19 protein-coding genes are annotated in these 16,323 nt (G+C 41.6%); 13 read left to right on the plus strand and 6 right to left on the minus strand.

The genetic code is table 11. The features are described from left to right. The first annotated feature begins 156 nt into the window (after positions 1-156). The 10 genes from ATN92_RS00230 (at position 157) to ATN92_RS00275 (ending at position 7,443) form a co-directional block, all read left to right on the plus strand. Positions 157-528: a cupredoxin domain-containing protein gene (locus ATN92_RS00230; RefSeq protein WP_032811339.1), complete on the plus strand. Its 372-nt coding sequence runs from the start codon at positions 157-159 to the stop codon at positions 526-528. A gap of 16 nt (positions 529-544) precedes the next feature. Then, positions 545-811, plus strand: a complete 267-nt coding sequence (locus ATN92_RS00235; protein WP_032811340.1) for a cupredoxin domain-containing protein — start codon at positions 545-547, stop codon at positions 809-811. Positions 812-840: 29 nt separating this feature from the next. Beyond that, entirely contained in the window at positions 841-2,796 is a 1,956-nt protein-coding gene (locus ATN92_RS00240; protein WP_032811341.1) for a copper-translocating P-type ATPase, read from the plus strand. 16 nt (positions 2,797-2,812) lie between these two features. Beyond that, positions 2,813-3,040, plus strand: a complete 228-nt coding sequence (locus ATN92_RS00245) for a heavy-metal-associated domain-containing protein (RefSeq protein ID WP_033615028.1) — start codon at positions 2,813-2,815, stop codon at positions 3,038-3,040. A 75-nt stretch (positions 3,041-3,115) separates the two neighbouring features. Beyond that, on the plus strand, positions 3,116-3,784 hold the full coding sequence (locus ATN92_RS00250; RefSeq protein ID WP_082604466.1) for a response regulator transcription factor: 669 nt from the start codon (positions 3,116-3,118) through the stop codon (positions 3,782-3,784). Continuing rightward, positions 3,772-5,190, plus strand: a complete 1,419-nt coding sequence (locus ATN92_RS00255; RefSeq protein WP_056950624.1) for a sensor histidine kinase — start codon at positions 3,772-3,774, stop codon at positions 5,188-5,190. The genes ATN92_RS00250 and ATN92_RS00255 overlap by 13 nt, the downstream gene beginning before the upstream one ends. A 97-nt stretch (positions 5,191-5,287) precedes the next feature. Continuing rightward, entirely contained in the window at positions 5,288-6,106 is an 819-nt protein-coding gene (lgt, locus tag ATN92_RS00260; protein WP_033615027.1) for a prolipoprotein diacylglyceryl transferase, read from the plus strand. A 23-nt stretch (positions 6,107-6,129) separates the two neighbouring features. Further along, a complete protein-coding gene (locus tag ATN92_RS00265; protein WP_033615025.1) occupies positions 6,130-6,369 on the plus strand; it encodes a hypothetical protein in 240 nt (79 codons plus the stop codon). Between the two features lies 1 nt (position 6,370). Then, positions 6,371-6,583: a DUF2933 domain-containing protein gene (locus tag ATN92_RS00270; RefSeq protein WP_039098575.1), complete on the plus strand. Its 213-nt coding sequence runs from the start codon at positions 6,371-6,373 to the stop codon at positions 6,581-6,583. 14 nt (positions 6,584-6,597) lie between these two features. Beyond that, positions 6,598-7,443, plus strand: coding sequence for a DUF3737 family protein (locus ATN92_RS00275; RefSeq protein ID WP_056950617.1), 846 nt, complete (start codon positions 6,598-6,600; stop codon positions 7,441-7,443). Between the two features lie 300 nt (positions 7,444-7,743). Here ATN92_RS00275 and tnpC read toward each other — a convergent pair whose 3' ends face one another. From tnpC to ATN92_RS00290, 3 genes are all read right to left on the minus strand, one after another. Further along, complete coding sequence (gene tnpC, locus ATN92_RS00280; RefSeq protein WP_056950614.1) at positions 7,744-9,291, minus strand: IS66 family transposase; 1,548 nt, start codon at positions 9,289-9,291, stop codon at positions 7,744-7,746. Between the two features lie 71 nt (positions 9,292-9,362). Beyond that, the gene (tnpB, locus tag ATN92_RS00285) at positions 9,363-9,710 is read right to left on the minus strand and encodes an IS66 family insertion sequence element accessory protein TnpB (RefSeq protein ID WP_003646556.1); all 348 of its coding nucleotides are present in this window, start codon (positions 9,708-9,710) and stop codon (positions 9,363-9,365) included. Next, the gene (locus ATN92_RS00290) at positions 9,700-9,882 is read right to left on the minus strand and encodes a hypothetical protein (RefSeq protein WP_003646555.1); all 183 of its coding nucleotides are present in this window, start codon (positions 9,880-9,882) and stop codon (positions 9,700-9,702) included. Before ATN92_RS00290 ends, tnpB begins: the two co-directional genes overlap by 11 nt. Before the next feature lie 341 nt (positions 9,883-10,223). Between ATN92_RS00290 and ATN92_RS00295 the strand changes: the two genes are divergently transcribed. Both ATN92_RS00295 and ATN92_RS00300 read left to right on the plus strand, forming a co-directional pair. Then, positions 10,224-11,462, plus strand: a complete 1,239-nt coding sequence (locus ATN92_RS00295; RefSeq protein ID WP_056950611.1) for a glutamate--cysteine ligase — start codon at positions 10,224-10,226, stop codon at positions 11,460-11,462. Positions 11,463-11,612: 150 nt separating this feature from the next. Continuing rightward, entirely contained in the window at positions 11,613-12,296 is a 684-nt protein-coding gene (locus ATN92_RS00300; protein WP_056950608.1) for an IS6 family transposase, read from the plus strand. Between the two features lie 25 nt (positions 12,297-12,321). Here ATN92_RS00300 and ATN92_RS00305 read toward each other — a convergent pair whose 3' ends face one another. From ATN92_RS00305 to ATN92_RS00315, 3 genes are all read right to left on the minus strand, one after another. Then, positions 12,322-12,867, minus strand: a complete 546-nt coding sequence (locus ATN92_RS00305) for a hypothetical protein (RefSeq protein ID WP_234032506.1) — start codon at positions 12,865-12,867, stop codon at positions 12,322-12,324. A gap of 111 nt (positions 12,868-12,978) precedes the next feature. Continuing rightward, a protein-coding gene (locus ATN92_RS00310; RefSeq protein ID WP_099046409.1) for an IS5 family transposase occupies positions 12,979-13,778 on the minus strand; the annotation gives its coding sequence in 2 pieces (ribosomal slippage) (positions 12,979-13,490 and positions 13,490-13,778; 801 coding nt in all). Between the two features lie 268 nt (positions 13,779-14,046). Next, a complete protein-coding gene (locus tag ATN92_RS00315) occupies positions 14,047-14,319 on the minus strand; it encodes an AbrB/MazE/SpoVT family DNA-binding domain-containing protein (RefSeq protein WP_080475008.1) in 273 nt (90 codons plus the stop codon). 229 nt (positions 14,320-14,548) lie between these two features. Between ATN92_RS00315 and ATN92_RS00320 the strand changes: the two genes are divergently transcribed. Next, on the plus strand, positions 14,549-16,096 hold the full coding sequence (locus ATN92_RS00320; protein ID WP_234032507.1) for a multicopper oxidase family protein: 1,548 nt from the start codon (positions 14,549-14,551) through the stop codon (positions 16,094-16,096). Positions 16,097-16,323 lie beyond the last annotated feature (227 nt).

The raw sequence follows: 16,323 nt of genomic DNA on the forward strand, positions 1-16,323 counted from the left end.
GTTCGGATTAATTTTACAATCTACCTTTTATTTCTCAAAAAATTTTCAATTTATGTTTACAAATGTAAATTTAGTGTTGATTTTCTACGTTTACAGATGTAATCTTAAATTATTGAAAAGAAACATAACCGTTATTACCTAAGAGGAGGAAATGATATGGCACAAATACTTACAGTAGTAGTTGGAGTAATATTGATCGTTTTTATTGGTTGGTGGTTTTTTGGCAAACATAGTGAGAGTCAAGCAACTGCAGTTACAACGAAAGATGGTCAAACAGCTAAAGTGGTCGTCAACGGCGGCTTTAATCCAGCTGTTTTAAAAATAAAAAAAGATACCCCTGTAAAATTAGTCTTTAATCGGAAAGATTCAACGACCTGTCTTGAGAAAGTCGTTTTTCCAGACTTCGGAGTGGACGCCGAGTTGCCAATGAATCAAGACGTAGCGATTCCAATCGACACATCTAAAGCGGGTGAGTTCGAGTATTCATGTGGAATGCACATGTTTCATGGCAAGATCGTTATCAAATAACAAAGGAGCTAGGTTTATGCTTGGATTAAATAATAATAAAATCAATATCACGGTTGATGGCGGCTATTCGCCAAATAATTTCAAATTAAAAGCTGGTAAGCCAGCGGAGGTTACGTTTACGAGAGTCGCTGATAAGGGCTGCACGCAACAAGTCAAGTTCAACGGCGAATTATATGATCTACCACTCAATCAGCAGGTAACGGTTAGGTTTACACCTCAAAAAGGAAATTATGAATGGACGTGTGGTATGAACATGGTTAAGGGCAACTATCGCGTTAAATAATAACGCTCGATATTTGAGGAGGAAAGCTTATGTCAGTTATGAAAAGATTCATCATTGGTGTGATTGGCTCAGTACCGTTACTCATAAATATGTTTATGAGCTTTGGCGGCTCCATGTTGGGCGGAGAAAAATATGGTGTGTGGATTTTGTTCGCGTTTGGTTCATTAGTTTATTGGTTTGCGGGCTTGCCATTTTTGCATACTGCCATCGTTTCATTTAAAAACCATCACGCCAACATGGATACCCTAGTTGGATTAGGTACTACGATTGCGTACATTTATAGTATTTATGCCATGTTTACTAGACCCGCTGGTACGTATTTTGAAGCTGTGGCGGTTGTGATTACTTTAATACTATTAGGCTCCGTTTTTGAAGAAAAAATGAAGTCGTCAGCTTCATCGGCGGTTGATAAGCTGATGGATCTGCAAGCCAAAGAAGCGGAAGTCCTTCGCGATGGCGAATTTGTAAAACTTCCCATTGATCAGGTTGTCGAAGGTGATGTTGTTCGTGTTAAGCCGGGTGAAAAAGTGGCTGTTGATGGTGAGATTGTTGAAGGGCAATCTACACTTGATGAATCAATGGTTACGGGAGAATCAATGCCCGTCGAAAAGGGACCTGGTGACGCGGTTATCGGTGCAACCCTCAATAATACGGGATCATTTACTTTTAAAGTAACCAAAGTTGGTTCTGAAACAATGTTGTCGAATATTGCTGAAATGGTTCGTCAAGCACAGAACTCGCGGGCACCAATTCAAAAGACCGTTGATACCATTTCAAACATTTTTGTTCCGGTTGTTTTGATGATTGCTATTTTGACGTACGTTGTTTGGTATGCATTTTTAGGGGCTACTCCGGTTACCGCCTTGATCTTCGCCGTGTCAGTTATGATTATTGCTTGTCCATGTGCTCTGGGGATTGCTACTCCGACTGCATTGATGGTTGGGACGGGACGTTCCGCCAAGCTTGGTATTCTAATTAAAAATGGTGAAGTCTTAGAGGCTACTCACACGATTAAAACGGTTGTTATGGATAAAACTGGGACCGTTACTGTTGGTAAACCACAAGTAACGGATATCGTTTCAACTGGTAAATTTGAAGAAGCCGAGATTCTTAGCATTGCTTCCGGGCTTGAAGGTGCTTCAGAACATCCACTAGCCTTAGCCGTTTTAAATGAAGCAAAAGCCAAAAGTGTCGTGCCCTTACAAGCTGAAAACTTTGAAGCTATCAGTGGTAAAGGCGTCCAGGCCGTTATTGATGGAAAGCAAGCCTTTATCGGCAATGACAAATTAGCAGATGATTTTAATATGACAACTGATCTGAAAAATAAAATGACCAAACTTCAAGCGCAAGCAAAAACGGTGGTCTTGGTAGGCTACGATGGGCAAATTATTGCTTTAATTGGGATTCAAGATGCACCTAAACCAACTTCGAAGGCCGCAATCAAGGCAATGCAGAAAGCCGGTTTTCGGACAGTTATGTTAACGGGTGATAACAAACTGGTGGCAACGGCGATTGCTGAGGAAATTGGCATTGATGAAGTTATTGCCGATGTTATGCCTGGAGATAAAGCGCAACATATTAAGGAGTTAGAAGAAAAAGCGCCGGTTGCTTTTGTGGGTGATGGTATTAATGACGCGCCGGCGTTATCAACTGCAACCGTTGGGATTGCCATGGGTTCGGGTAGTGATATCGCAATTGAATCTGGTGATATTGTTCTCGTAAAAAATGATTTAATGGACGTGGTCACTGCGCTGGTTATGGCGCGTAAAACGTATAGCCGCATCTTGTTGAACTTATTCTGGGCCTTTATTTATAACGTGGTTGGGATTCCAATTGCTGCTGGTATTTTCTATGCGCTCGGGTTTATCCTTTCACCGGAACTAGCCGGTCTCGCGATGGCGCTTAGTTCCATTACGGTTGTTATCAGTTCGCTGTTACTTAATTATGTCAGGTTACCAAAAGAAAATAAGCTAGCGTCAAATTAAGGAGGATCGCGATCCCATGGAAAAAGTAATTGCCAAAATTGATGACATGCATTGTGAACATTGTCAGCATATTGTGGAGGATGCGCTCGAAGCAACTAATGGCGTGCAGTATGCCAATGTAACCTTGGAAAAAGATGAAGTCGTCATTGAATTTGATAAACATAAGTTACAGATAGCTGAAATAAGCGATGCGGTAGCTAATGCAGGTTATGATGTCCGTCTTTATACGGTAGTGGAAAAATAACACAAGTCATTTTCAAAGAGAGGTCCGCCGTGATCGGCGAGCCTTTTTTATTTAGACGAAAAGCAGGGGGAAAGCGTGAAAAATATATTACTGATAGATGATGAACCGCGAATGTTAGATCTATTACAGCTATATCTGGAGGGTGATAGCTATCATTGCGAGAAGGCAAATGATGGTGTAAAAGCAATTGAGCGATTGAGACATGAAAAGTTTGATCTAGTTCTATTAGATGTCATGATGCCCGTTATGGATGGCTGGGAAGTTTGTAAAAAAATCAGGGAATTTGATAATACGCCAATCATTATGTTGACCGCCCTAAATCAAAATAACGATATGATCTTTGGCTTGAAAAATGGTGCTGATGATTATATTACTAAACCGTTTGATGAGCATGTGTTAATGGCAAGAATTGAAGCACTAGTTCGGCGTACTGAGAAGATGGACATAATAAAATCAAATAATTTAACATTAGATCAGCGGACTCATCAACTGCGTATCGATCGGGCAGAACTCGAAATTACGCCAATTGAATTCAATATTTTAACGCTGTTTTTGAACAATAAAAATGACATTTTTAGTCGCAATCATTTAATTGAGCGTATTTGGGGATACAACGCTGAGGTTGATGATAGAACCGTCGACTCACATATCCGAAATTTACGAGAAAAGTTAAGAAACAATGGTTTTGCTGTGGATTCGATGCTGATTACCGTATATGGAGTTGGTTACAAATGGTTAGGATAAAAGCAGCTATTAATATTATGAAACAAAGGGTTAGCCATAAGATTTCGGTCAAAATAGGACTGTCATTTTTATTGATGGCGATTGCTATTGAAATGGGAATATTTATAAGCTTATTTCTTTTAGTTGTTAACACTTGGATCAATGAACAGGCCAGTAGTTTAGTCAAGCGTGGGGAGAACCATGCCCATGTTTTGACCAACGATTTCACTGCTCAAACAATAAAACATGTTGTTTTGACTGAAAAAGGGGATACTGATATGGCAATTATTGTCCAAAGTCCAGATGGTCAAACTTTGATGGCTTCACAAGTGGTGAATTCTAAAATGAAAAAGCATCTTGCAAAATTCACGAGTGCTAGTCAGGGTAAATCTGAGGTTTTACACTCTGACTGGATGAAAAAAAGTTATCTCGTATCAAAATCACCGATCATCAAAAAGGGCAAATTGCTTGGTAATGTTTATATGTTCTTATCTACTAAGCAGATTCAGAAAATGGTCTTTGATTTTTCTAGCGTGTTCATAGTTTTGGTTATATTAACGTTTTTGATAACTATTTTTGCAACCGCATCTATCGCAAAAAATTTAACCTTACCCATCAGAGCAATAACGTCTGAAACGAAAAAGATTGCCCAGGGAAACTTGTCCGTAGCATTATCGATAGATAGTCAGGATGAATTGGGGGACTTAGCTAATTCAATCGAAGACATGGCTAATAAACTCCGACACACGAAAAAGGAACGGAATGAGTTTTTTGCGGCCGTTACCCATGAATTGAGAACGCCGTTAACCTTTATAAAAGGCTATACGGACATCGCCAGTCGGGAATCAGTATCAGAAGGTGAACGGGTAAAATACCTGAGTATTATTCGTGATGAAAGTGCACGGTTGACTCATTTGATGGACGACATGATGACGTTAGTTCAATTTGAAGCACATAATTTTTCAATAAAAAAATCTTCGGTCCTTATCGCCAATTTAATGGACGACTTAATGAAAAAAGTAGCGGGAATCTTGAATCAAAAAAACATTCATTTGAATATTATCGGTTCACAACAATTTGAAGCAAAATTGGATTATGCTAGAATGCAACAAGTATTAATCAACCTAGTTATTAATGCTTATAAATATTCGCCTGATAACTCAACCATCAGTATTGATATCGAACAATCTCCAAAATCTTTTAGCATTCAAATTTCTGACGAGGGTGAGGGCATCGATGCAGCCGACTTACCATATATATTTGAACATTTTTATCGCGTTGATAAATCACGGACTAGAAAGACTGGTGGAGTTGGGCTAGGTTTAACGATCGTTCAGGATATTATTAAGCTCCATGATGGAAATATCTCGGTTAAAAGTAAGCAACATGGAGGCACGACTTTTACAATTGAGCTGCCCTATGACTAATTATAAATGTGCAGAACGGTGTAGATTAAATTTTAAATCTGCACAAGTTCTGCACATTGTTTTTTTACAATGGATTTACTAAGAAAGGAGAGGTGTTATGGATTTGGCTCTATCAAGTATTGATACAGTGGCGTTAAGGCTAGGGCCGCTGAGAATTCGCTGGTATGCCCTTATCATCGTAGCGGGGATGCTGATTGGAATCTGGTTAGCTTCTAAAGAGGCGCCACGAAGACATCTAACTACTGATGATATAACTGATTTTATGATATGGGCAGTGCCATTTAGTTTGATTGGTGTGCGAACCTACTACGTTCTTTTTGAATGGGGGTATTACAAGCAACATCCAAATGAAATAATTGCGCTTTGGGAAGGCGGCGGTGCGATTTATGGTGGCTTAATTGCCGGAACGATTGTGCTTTTAATCTTTAGTTACAGAAAAAAGATCAACCCTTTAGATTTATTGGATGTTGCTATCCCGGGAGTTTTACTAGGCCAATCTATTGGTAGATGGGGAAACTTCGTTAATCAAGAAGCTTACGGTGCAATAACAACTAATTTGAACTGGTTGCCAGAAGTGTTCCGGAAACAAATGTTTATATCTGGGTCTTATCGACAACCAACCTTCCTTTTTGAAAGTATGGGAACTTTATTAGGCTTCATTATTGTGATACTACTCAGGCACCGCATTAAAGGTCTTCTGCGAGGAGAAATTTTCGGGTTCTACTTAGTCTGGTATGGATTATTACGCTTCGTAATTGAAGGAATGCGGACCGACAGCTTGATGGTCGGATCAGTTCGAATCTCGCAACTACTTTCTTTAGGACTGTTCATAACGGGCCTGATCTTCATTCTTTATCGACGTTTTGGCGTGAGAAAAATCGATTTATACAATGGGGCAGCATTGCATGAAAATTAATCTTATAGTGAGGAGCGATTTAAATGATTCAATTTATTCAAAGTTATGGCGTAATAATAGCGCTCGTTCTAATGGGTGTAATGCACTTGGGGATGATGCGTGGTCATAAAAACACTGATGGCGAATCTGGTTCCATGGGATGCGAGATGGACCATAGTGATGCGAACCAAGATTCAGGTAAGGACGCATACGAAAATCTCAGACTAGAGAATGCAAAAATGAAACAAGAATTGGATAACTTAAAACACCGAGGAGTTAAATAAAATGTTACAACTAATTTCGACATTAGCCTATTATGCCCTGGTTCTGTTATGCCCGCTGATGATGCTTTTTATGATGAAAGGCATGCATGGTCAGGGAAAAAAAGAAGGTAAGGCTGAACATGACCATACTCAATCTGAAATTGAAAATTTAAAACAACAAAATGCAGAGTTGGCCAGAAGTTTAGACGACTTGAAGCAAAAAAACAAATTTTAAAAGTGATGATATTTATGAAAGATGTAAAACAACAATTATTAACTGGTGAACGCGCTTTGTTCAAAGCACATGATTTAAGAATTGAAAATTCGACGTTTGGAGACGGTGAGTCGCCCCTTAAAGAGAGTACTAATATTGAACTAGTACAAGCCATTTTTAAGTGGAAATATCCATTGTGGTATAGTGAGAAAGTGTTGGTTAATGACACCATTTTTGAAGAAATGGCCCGTTCGGGTATTTGGTACACCAGTGATATTCAAATTATGAACAGTACTTTTCAGGCACCAAAATCGTTTAGAAAATCCAACCAGATTAGATTAAAACATGTGCATTTTTCTAATGCAGATGAAACACTTTGGAATTGTAGTGACATTTACATGTCCACAGTGGAGGCCGCTGGTAACTATTTTTGTATGAATAGTCATAATATTATAGTTGATAAGCTTAGTTTGGTTGGTAATTATGGCTTTGACGGGGCTAAAAATGTTGAGATCCATGATTCAACTTTGATTACCAAGGATGCTTTCTGGAATTGTGAGAATGTCACGATTTATGATTCAAAAATTGTGGGAGAATATTTTGGCTGGAATTCTTCAAACATTAAACTAGTTAATTGCACAATTGAAAGTGATCAAGGATTCTGTTATATGGATAACATTACGCTTGAAAATTGTGTATTAGTAAATACTAATCTAGCGTTTGAATACTGCACGAATATCAATGCCGAAGTAAATTCAACGATTGAAAGTGTGAAGAATCCAATCAGTGGATACATTCATGCTAACCATATTCAGAAGGTCATTGCTGATGATGCTGATATTATTACCACGAATATTAAAATTAGTGATGGTCAGGAATAGCCGCTTTTACCGATTAAGTAGTTAACAGTGTGGGAAGCCAAGAAAAATATTTTTGTCGGCGTACTTAAAAGGACAGCAGGGGGAAACCTGCTGTCCTTTTAAGTATGCAATATTAAACTTTCAAATTTTAGATATTCATATGAAAATATGGTGGCAAATAGTTTCTTAGCTTTTTAAGTACGTAAGCAGTAAATAACAGACCGTGTTGATTTATGTTTTACAGATTATTTCCAATACAAAAAGAGTGTTCTAAACTTCTCGATTTTTGAGAAGTTTAGAACACTCTTTTCCTTTTTCAGTTTATGCGGCGAACGTCGTCGCCTGGGCCTCATTATTGTCTTTCCGTTGGCCCATATTTTGCTGTCTTCGATAATTCCATGGCAAATAAGCCTCCAACTCTTCCGATTTTGGAAATGCTGGCAGAATCGTTGAAGCTTTTAATAAATCCGTCAAATATTGACGCGGATCTATATGATTGGCCTTGGCGCTTTCAATAAACGTCATCCAAATAGCGGTTGCTTCAGCGCCTTGCGTACTTGTGCTGAACAACCAGTTTTTTCGCCCAATCACCAGACTCTTCATGTTACGCTCAGCCGCATTATTGCTCCAATCAATGGCACCATCATTGATAATCCGGTCGAGATACGGCCGCTGCTTTTGAGCATAGACGATGGCCTTGCCTAGACGAGACTGTGGTAAGACCTCGGTACGATCAATCAGACGCCAAAAGCGTTTGAGAACTTTTCTCAAGCGACTACGACGTCGCCGACGACGTACTCGTGGTGAATAGGCTTGCCATTCCCGTTCTAGGGCGAACATCTCGTCAATCAAGTGAAGCAGATTGTCAGCTCCCTTGATATGTGACTGAGATGCATCATAGAACTTACGCCGAACATGAGCCCAACAACCTGTGCGGTGAACGCTATTTCCAAGTAGGTTGTACCCACTATACCCATCACATTGTAAAACGCCTAGATATCCTTCATACAAGGATTGGGCAAAGACACCAGAACGTGTGGTACCATAAGCATAATAGACAATGGGATTTGGTTGTTTGATTGGTGTTCGCGCCACCCACATGTAAGACCTTGATGTCGCGGCTTTACCAGGTTCTCTCAGAACTTCGATTGGAGTTTCATCACCTTGCAGGTGATGAGCCGAGCACAAGTGCCAATGAATTTCCTCATAGAGGGGTAATAGCTGTTGAGCAGATTTGTTAACCCAATTAGCCAAGGTAGCTTCTGATGTCTGATAACCTAAACGACGAATCCCAGATAGTTGCCGATATAGCGGTACCCCCAAGACAAATTTATCATGTATAATTTCTGCCACTAGGGAGACCGAAGCCAAACTATGTGGGAACAAGGCCGGTGGCACCAATGGCTTGAACAAACCAGATGTTGCCGTATCATGAGCACATTGTTCACACTTATAAGTTTGCTCGTAGATTTTCTCCAGATATGCACGGGCAGGAATGAAATGAAATTCTTCTCGGACGTATCTTGTCCCAATCGGCTTGATGCCTGAATGTCCTGCTGGACATTTACCATCAGCTGTTTTAATGATGGTTACGCGTACTGGGACCTTTGAATCTACTTTTTCTCGCCGCGTCTTTTTCTTTGATTTCTTTGGCCGTACTTGATTTGACGCGGAGCTGCTTTGGTCTCCAGTTTGCTCTGGTTCGTTAAAAACACTATTTTCTTTCTCAAATAGTGACGTTTGATTAGGATTTAATACTTCGGATTTATGATCAAATAGTTTTCGCCTAAGATAGGCAATCTGTTCCTGAAGCCCCTTATTTTCTGCTTTGAGCTTGCGAATGATTTGATCCTTTTCTGATTCTGCCATGGGTGTCACCTCCTTGATGTAAGATTATTATCATTGAGTTTACCACTCATTTTCCAAACTAGAAAGCACTTTCAATGTCCTGGAGGGCAGACTTTATGAACCGTCGAATCTAACGCCCAACCACTCAATAAGCGAACAAGCTGACGCGGGTCCAATCTGCGAATTGCAAGCTGATTGGTCGGCCATTGTAGATGGCCATTTTCTAACCGTTTATATAATAGTAAGAAGCCGTCGCCATCCCAATAGAGGGCTTTGAAGCGGTCTTTGCGTGTACCACAAAAGAGATACAGTGCTTGCGAGTATGGATCCAAATCGTACTGCTCCTGGACGATACCCGCGAGTCCATCGATACCTTTTCGCAAATCAGTCTTACCACAAACTAGGTAGATTTGTTCGATTTTGCTGGTATCAATGATCATGTGGGAACACCGCCTTCATGACGGCATCGAGGATATACCCGTTGACATGGTTGTAAACAATAACTGATTTATTGCCATCAACTTTGATTTGTAGCGCTTTGACGGGTCCAGAAGCTGGGGCTTCTGTTGTCCGACCGACTTTCACTTGCACGATTTCTGGTTGTTCATCCATCAAAAACACCTCACCAATTTATTTGATGAGGTAATCATAATCCATATGGCGGCCACAGGAAATACGGTCGGTTATTTACTGCTTACTTTTAAATTAGGGCCTAGTACTTTTGGAATGGAAATACTTTCCAACACCAAAAATTCTAGACCCGATATTATTACCCTAAAAACGAGTACCCGGTAATACTGGGTACTCGTTTTTTTGATCCTTTGGATGATCAAGCAGGGACGCGCGGAAACTCATTTCGTAATGGTAAGTCAGCTAAATAATAGGTCATAATCAGTGAACCAAGGTCGGGACTATGCTACGATAAATTTAGATTGAATCAGCGAGGTGAGTGGATGGAGTGGCAACAATTATTAATGGAAAATACGGCGTTGATCAATGCACAGATTGTTCAGATTGGGCTGGAACGGGAAGGCCAGCGGGTAACGGTGACCGGTCATTTGGCGGATACGGCATTATCACCAACACTTATCATCGAGTTGTCCGGCCTGCAACGGGACTTTGCGGAGACACAGTTGGAGTTAGTCACCCAACCGCAAGCAAGTGCGGTTGCTGCGTTGCACGCCTTAACGATGCTCACACAACAAGTCCGGCAAAGGCTTCTGCCTGAACTGATTTGGCCGCTAAGCATGCTGCCCACACTTCCACGAGAAGACCGGGATATTCCAATTGCTAAGTTGGATGCGGCCGCTGTCGCCTATCGACAAGGACTTGCTCACCGCTATGGCCGACGACGTCAAATGTTGTCAGGTGTTCACTGTAATGTGAGCTTAGCGGCTAGTCTGATGATGGGATTGTATCAGGCCCAGACAGATAGTCGTGATTTCACTACCTTTCAAAATCGCTGTTACCTGCACATTGCGCAGAATTATTTGCACTATCGCTGGCTACTGACGTATCTTTATGGCTGCTCACCACGCTGCTGGCCACAGTCTGGTCTTACGCCACCAGCCCAGCCCGTTCGAAGCTTACGCAACAGTTCTAGCGGGTATACCAATCGGCCGGGTGTTACGGTCTCGTACGCGTCGTTAAATGACTATTGTCAAACACTGCAAGCGGCCGTTGATAATGGAAAATTAAGTGCGACCAAGGAATTTTACGGTCAGGTTCGATTGCGTCATGCCGGTGGTCATTCACAACTATGTCAGAATGGGATTCAATACTTGGAATTACGTAACTTAGACCTGAACCCATGGGCCGGTGCGGGCGTTGATCTGTCCCAACTGACCTGCTTAACGTGGTTCGTTTTACTGATGCTCTGGTTACCAGTGCCAGCTAGTACGGATAATTGGATTCAGGCGGGTCAGCGCGCCAACGAACAAGTTGCCATCGAAACCCCCATGCAAGTGACTCGACAGCTAACTGAAGGCGAACAACTAGCTGACGCGCTACAAACTATGGCTACCAGTTTACATCAACCACACGCGTTGCAAGTCGCCCAACATATCTTAACTAGTCTGCACGACCCGGCCAACACACTCGCGGCCCGCTGGGAACAACAAACAAACGATTCGCTCGAACGTGCAACCCAACTTGCACTCCAGCTGGCTGCGACACCACATTTTAATGCTTGAATATACTGAAATCGGCGTACACACGTGTTGGCACGTTAGGACGCACATCGGCGGACGAACAACAAACCAACTAATAAGGGTTCTGGTGCAAATTTTCCTCGCTGACTTGATTTTAGTATACTTGGTACCAAGAAACGAGGGATTGCGCGCATGAATCACTTTAAGGGACGCCACTTTCAAAAGGACATCATCTTAGTAGCCGTTGGCTACTACTTCAGATTTAATTTGAGTTATCGTGATGTCGTTGAGATTTTACGTGATCGTGGAATTACTGTTCATCATACAACGATTATGCGCTGGGTTCATCACTACGGACCAATCTTTCAGGTGTTGTGGCGTCGGCATAAACATTCAGCTTCTCAAAGTTGGCGAGTGGATGAGACTTACATCAAGGTTAAAGGTCAATGGTGCTATTTGTATCGCGCCATTGACAATCAGGGATTAACGCTAGACTTTGAGTTACGTAAACATCGTGATTATCAGTCCGCTTACCATTTCTTGAAACGATTATTTACGACCGATGGTCGTCCCCATTGTTTGGTAACTGACCAATATGGTGGAACTTTAAAAGCCATTAAGCAAGTGATTAAAGACGGCTTATTGGAGAAAGCAAATCACGAATGTTCCAAATATCGCAATAATCTAATTGAGCAAGACCATCGATTCATTAAAAGACATCGGGTTCGCTCAGCTGGTTTTCAAACCATCCGAACTGCCGCTAAAACTTTAGCCGGGGTTGAAGTTGTCTATGCGATTCGAAAAGAAACCCGAAGAAATGGTAGTTTCTTCGGGTTTTCAGTAACCGCTGAATTGAAGCAATTATTGATAGCGTAAGCTGTCAATATCCAAGAAAAGTTAGTTAATGTGCATTTGTTTTAAATTTTGCACCAGAACCCTTTTGAGTATCTTTTTGCTCTAGACTGTGTGACTGGGTTCTAGTGTGGGCATCATATAATTTTATTTTGTGATGTTGTTGATCAGTAAGGTATATATTTTGATTGATCAATGTTAATCCATGTTTAGGATCGCTTTTAATACGAAATACGACTTCTTTTGAGCCAAATGGACTATGGGTTTGTTGGCCATTAATCTGGACATTGTCTTTATTAATATTATAACCGTAGGCACTTCCATTGCTGTTGTTGTACTGAGTGAAAGCACCGCCGCTATAACTGGCAAAGGTGGGCTTTAATTTGCCATATAGGTAAAAAGTAGGTTTTCCATTTTCCATGGCGAAAAATGTATTGTAGATTTTGACATCTTGAATATGCAAGTCATCAAGCTGATTGCTCCAAAAGTTTAGTCCTAAAAACAATAAAATAGTTGCCAACAATAGGCCTAAATACTTTAAAATGCTGATACTTTTTCTGTAAAGAGTGCTTTTCATAATAATATCTTTTCTCAAAAGTTTATCTTGACCTAAGAGCTCGTCAATACTGATATCAAATATTTTACTGAGTAGTATTAATTTATCGATATCGGGATAACTTTTATTTAGTTCCCACTTAGAAGCTGTTTAGTATCTTTTAAGAAGTAGCCTGATAAAAGCTAACGAAACCATCATGAGACTAGTGTTGAGCTTACGCTCACAGTTACGCCATAAACGGTGATAATTTCCCAACCAACTAAATGAACGTTCAATGAGCCACCGTTGGGGGATAACCGAAAATTGGTGTAACTCATTTCTTTTAACGACGATTACCTTGGCTGACGTTAAACTGCTAATCTCATTAGCAAAATTTTGGCCGGTATAACCACTATCAACCATCATGGTTCGAACCAATTTAAACTGCTCTAAATTAAGGGTAACGAGTGCAATCGCCCCGTCACGATCAGTGATGTTAGCCCGGGTAATATGGATCGCTTGCGGGAAGCCATTGATGTCGACGGCTAAATGCCGTTTAATTCCCGAGATCTTCTTGCCACCATCGTAACCCTTATTTTCAGCGGTAGCGGTGTTCTTGATACTTTGGGCATCTAAAATGACGAACGAAGTTCGGGCTGATCGCCCTTGCCTTAATCGTCGATCAGCGACAATTTTTTTAAAACCTGAGTTAATAAAGCTGGTTTATCAGGGGTGGGGGCTTTCGACCAATTCATCCAATAGTAGTAAACAGTGGACCACTTTGGAAAATCAGCCGGCAAATCACGCCAAGTACAACCATTTTTAAGGACATAGAGCATGGCACAGAAGATATCATAAGGATCAATGTGTTTTGGATGAGTTCGTTTTCTTGAAGCTTCCAGATCCTGGCGGATCAAATCGAATTGTTGCCGAGAAATATCGCTTTGGTAATGATGACTAAAATGTTGCATATGATCACCAACTTTTTTGACAGTAGTTTATCAAATTATTGGGTCAAAATCAAAGATACTAAACAGCTTCTAAGGGCGTGTGGCATGCTTTATATTGTAGAATTCATATTTTCCTAAGAAGCGAGAAGCCCAGCATAGCGCTCTTCATTTTTGGTTTGATTGATTGTTTTTGATAAATTTGAATAAGTTAACCTCATCACGATTACTTTTGCCAGTACTATCATCAAAAAAGACAAAGACAAAATAGTGTGTCCCTTGGTGACATGTACTAGCCTTCTTCCATCCACTTAGCAAAATTTGGGGCTTTCGTTTTATCGTAATGGCCATCCTTAGCAACATCAACTGTTTCAGCTGGCACATCCTTAAGTAAATGATGCCAATCTACTTTAGTTGGCACTTTTGCGATAACAATTTCTTGATTATCATTAAGTGAAACAATGACTTCATCGCCTGAACTAATATTGAGCTTTTTACGAAATTCTGACGGTAGAACAAATTGGCCTTTCACGGAAAACCTTTTGGTAATTGTCTTATTTATCATAATTAAAGCCCTCCATAAAGTACCCTTGGGTCTTACTTCATTTAAGATTATATTGGATGAAAGATTTAAAAGTAAAGGGACTTAATTCGACGCTTTATGCAGTTGTTGACATTTTGATCACTGAAGATTTGCCTGGCTCCCCCCAAAAAAACAGTCTTGAACGATGAAGACGTTTGGTATAAACTAGCATTGACGTCTACATATGTAAACTTGCTGACACAATTAGGAGATGGGGATATTGAAGAAGAAAACAGCGTGGATCATCATTGGCGTGATTGTGGCGATTATCGTGGTGGGAAATGTCGGTTGGTTTGTCCATACCCAACAGCATTCACAGTCTTCCAGCTCAAATCGTAGCGGAATGATGGGCAGCTGGAGTGGATCTTCCGGTCATTCGATGATGGGTGGTAACTCATCCGGTCGCGCCCAGCGAAATTCGGATACGGATGTCCCACTCAAAACGGCGACCACTGCAGCGAAAAGATTGGCGGTACCGCCAATCTTAAAGCCGACCAAAAAATCGGGTGATTCGGTTTACTACACATTGAAGGCCGAGGCCGGCACCACAACCTTTAAACCAGGCGTTAAAACGAAGACGATGGGCTATGATGGATCGTACCTCGGACCGACAATTCGTGTCCGTCGGGGGCAAACTGTCCACACTAAGGTGGTTAATCAATTGAACCAACGGACTTCGCTGCACTGGCACGGTGCCCTGGTTCCTGGAAAGGCGGATGGTGGGCCGTTCGAACCAATTGCTGCGGGAAAGACCAAGCAAACCACGTTTAAGGTTGACCAGCAGGCAGCCACCTTGTGGTATCACCCCCACGCCATGGGTACCACCGCCAGTCAGGTATATCACGGCTTGGCGGGTTTCATGTTGGTGGACGACCAGAACAGCCAGAAGTTGAATCTCCCTAAAAAGTACGGTGTTGATGACTTTCCATTGGTCGTTCAGGATCGAACCTTTAGTAAGGCGGGTCAGTTCGACTATCAAGCCGACTACAACGCTGATGGCACCGAAGGCAATACGCTTCTGGTCAACGGGACGCTCAACCCATACATTAACGTAACCACCAATCAGGTGCGGCTGCGACTGCTCAATGGTTCAAATGCCCGCACCTATCATTTCACCTTAAATCATGGCGCCACGATACGCCAAATCGCGACCGATGGTGGATTCCTCAACCAGCCGGTGAAGATGAATCAGATTGATCTGGCACCGGGTCAGCGGGCAGAAGTGGTTGTCAATACCGCTAACGCAACTTCGAAGAACGTGGCTCTACGGACCAACGGGCAGCGGGTTCTGCAACTGCGACTACATTCCAAGCGAACCGGGAGCCGAACATTGCCAGTTAAATTGAATCACCTGACGCCCACCAAGCAGCTGAACCAATTTGGCTTGAAACACCAGACAATTAGTTTTAGCGGCATGGGGCGGATGGTTCGGATTAATGGTCGGGTTTACAATCCCGATCGAATTGACCTGACCGCCAAGCCGCACACCAATCAGATTTGGAACCTCACCAATAACGATTCGATGATGGGCGGCATGGATCATCCGTTTCATATTCACGGTGCCCAATTTCGAATTCTGTCCGTCAACGGTAAACGTCCCTCAGCAGCAGAATCTGGATTAATGGACGTTGTTAACTTGAAGCCTGGTAAGAAAGTCCGCGTTCTAATGAGCTTCCATGATCGTGGCATCTTTGTTTATCACTGTCATAATTTGGAACACGAGGAGAATGGGATGATGGGGCAGGTTAAGGTGGAATAGCGGGCTATTTCTTGTTCGGTCCGCCTTCAAGCCACTTTGATTGACCACCCAATCGTTCGAGACTAAACTGACTCCAAAAGTGAATCGAGGGGAAGGATCATGACAGACAAACCGTTAGTAACCATTTCAATTCCTGCATACAATCTGGGCAGTTACCTTGATAAAACGCTGACCAGCATCGCAAATCAAACCTATCAAAACGGTAGATTGTAAAATTAATCCGAACG

This window comes from Companilactobacillus bobalius (assembly GCF_009764355.1).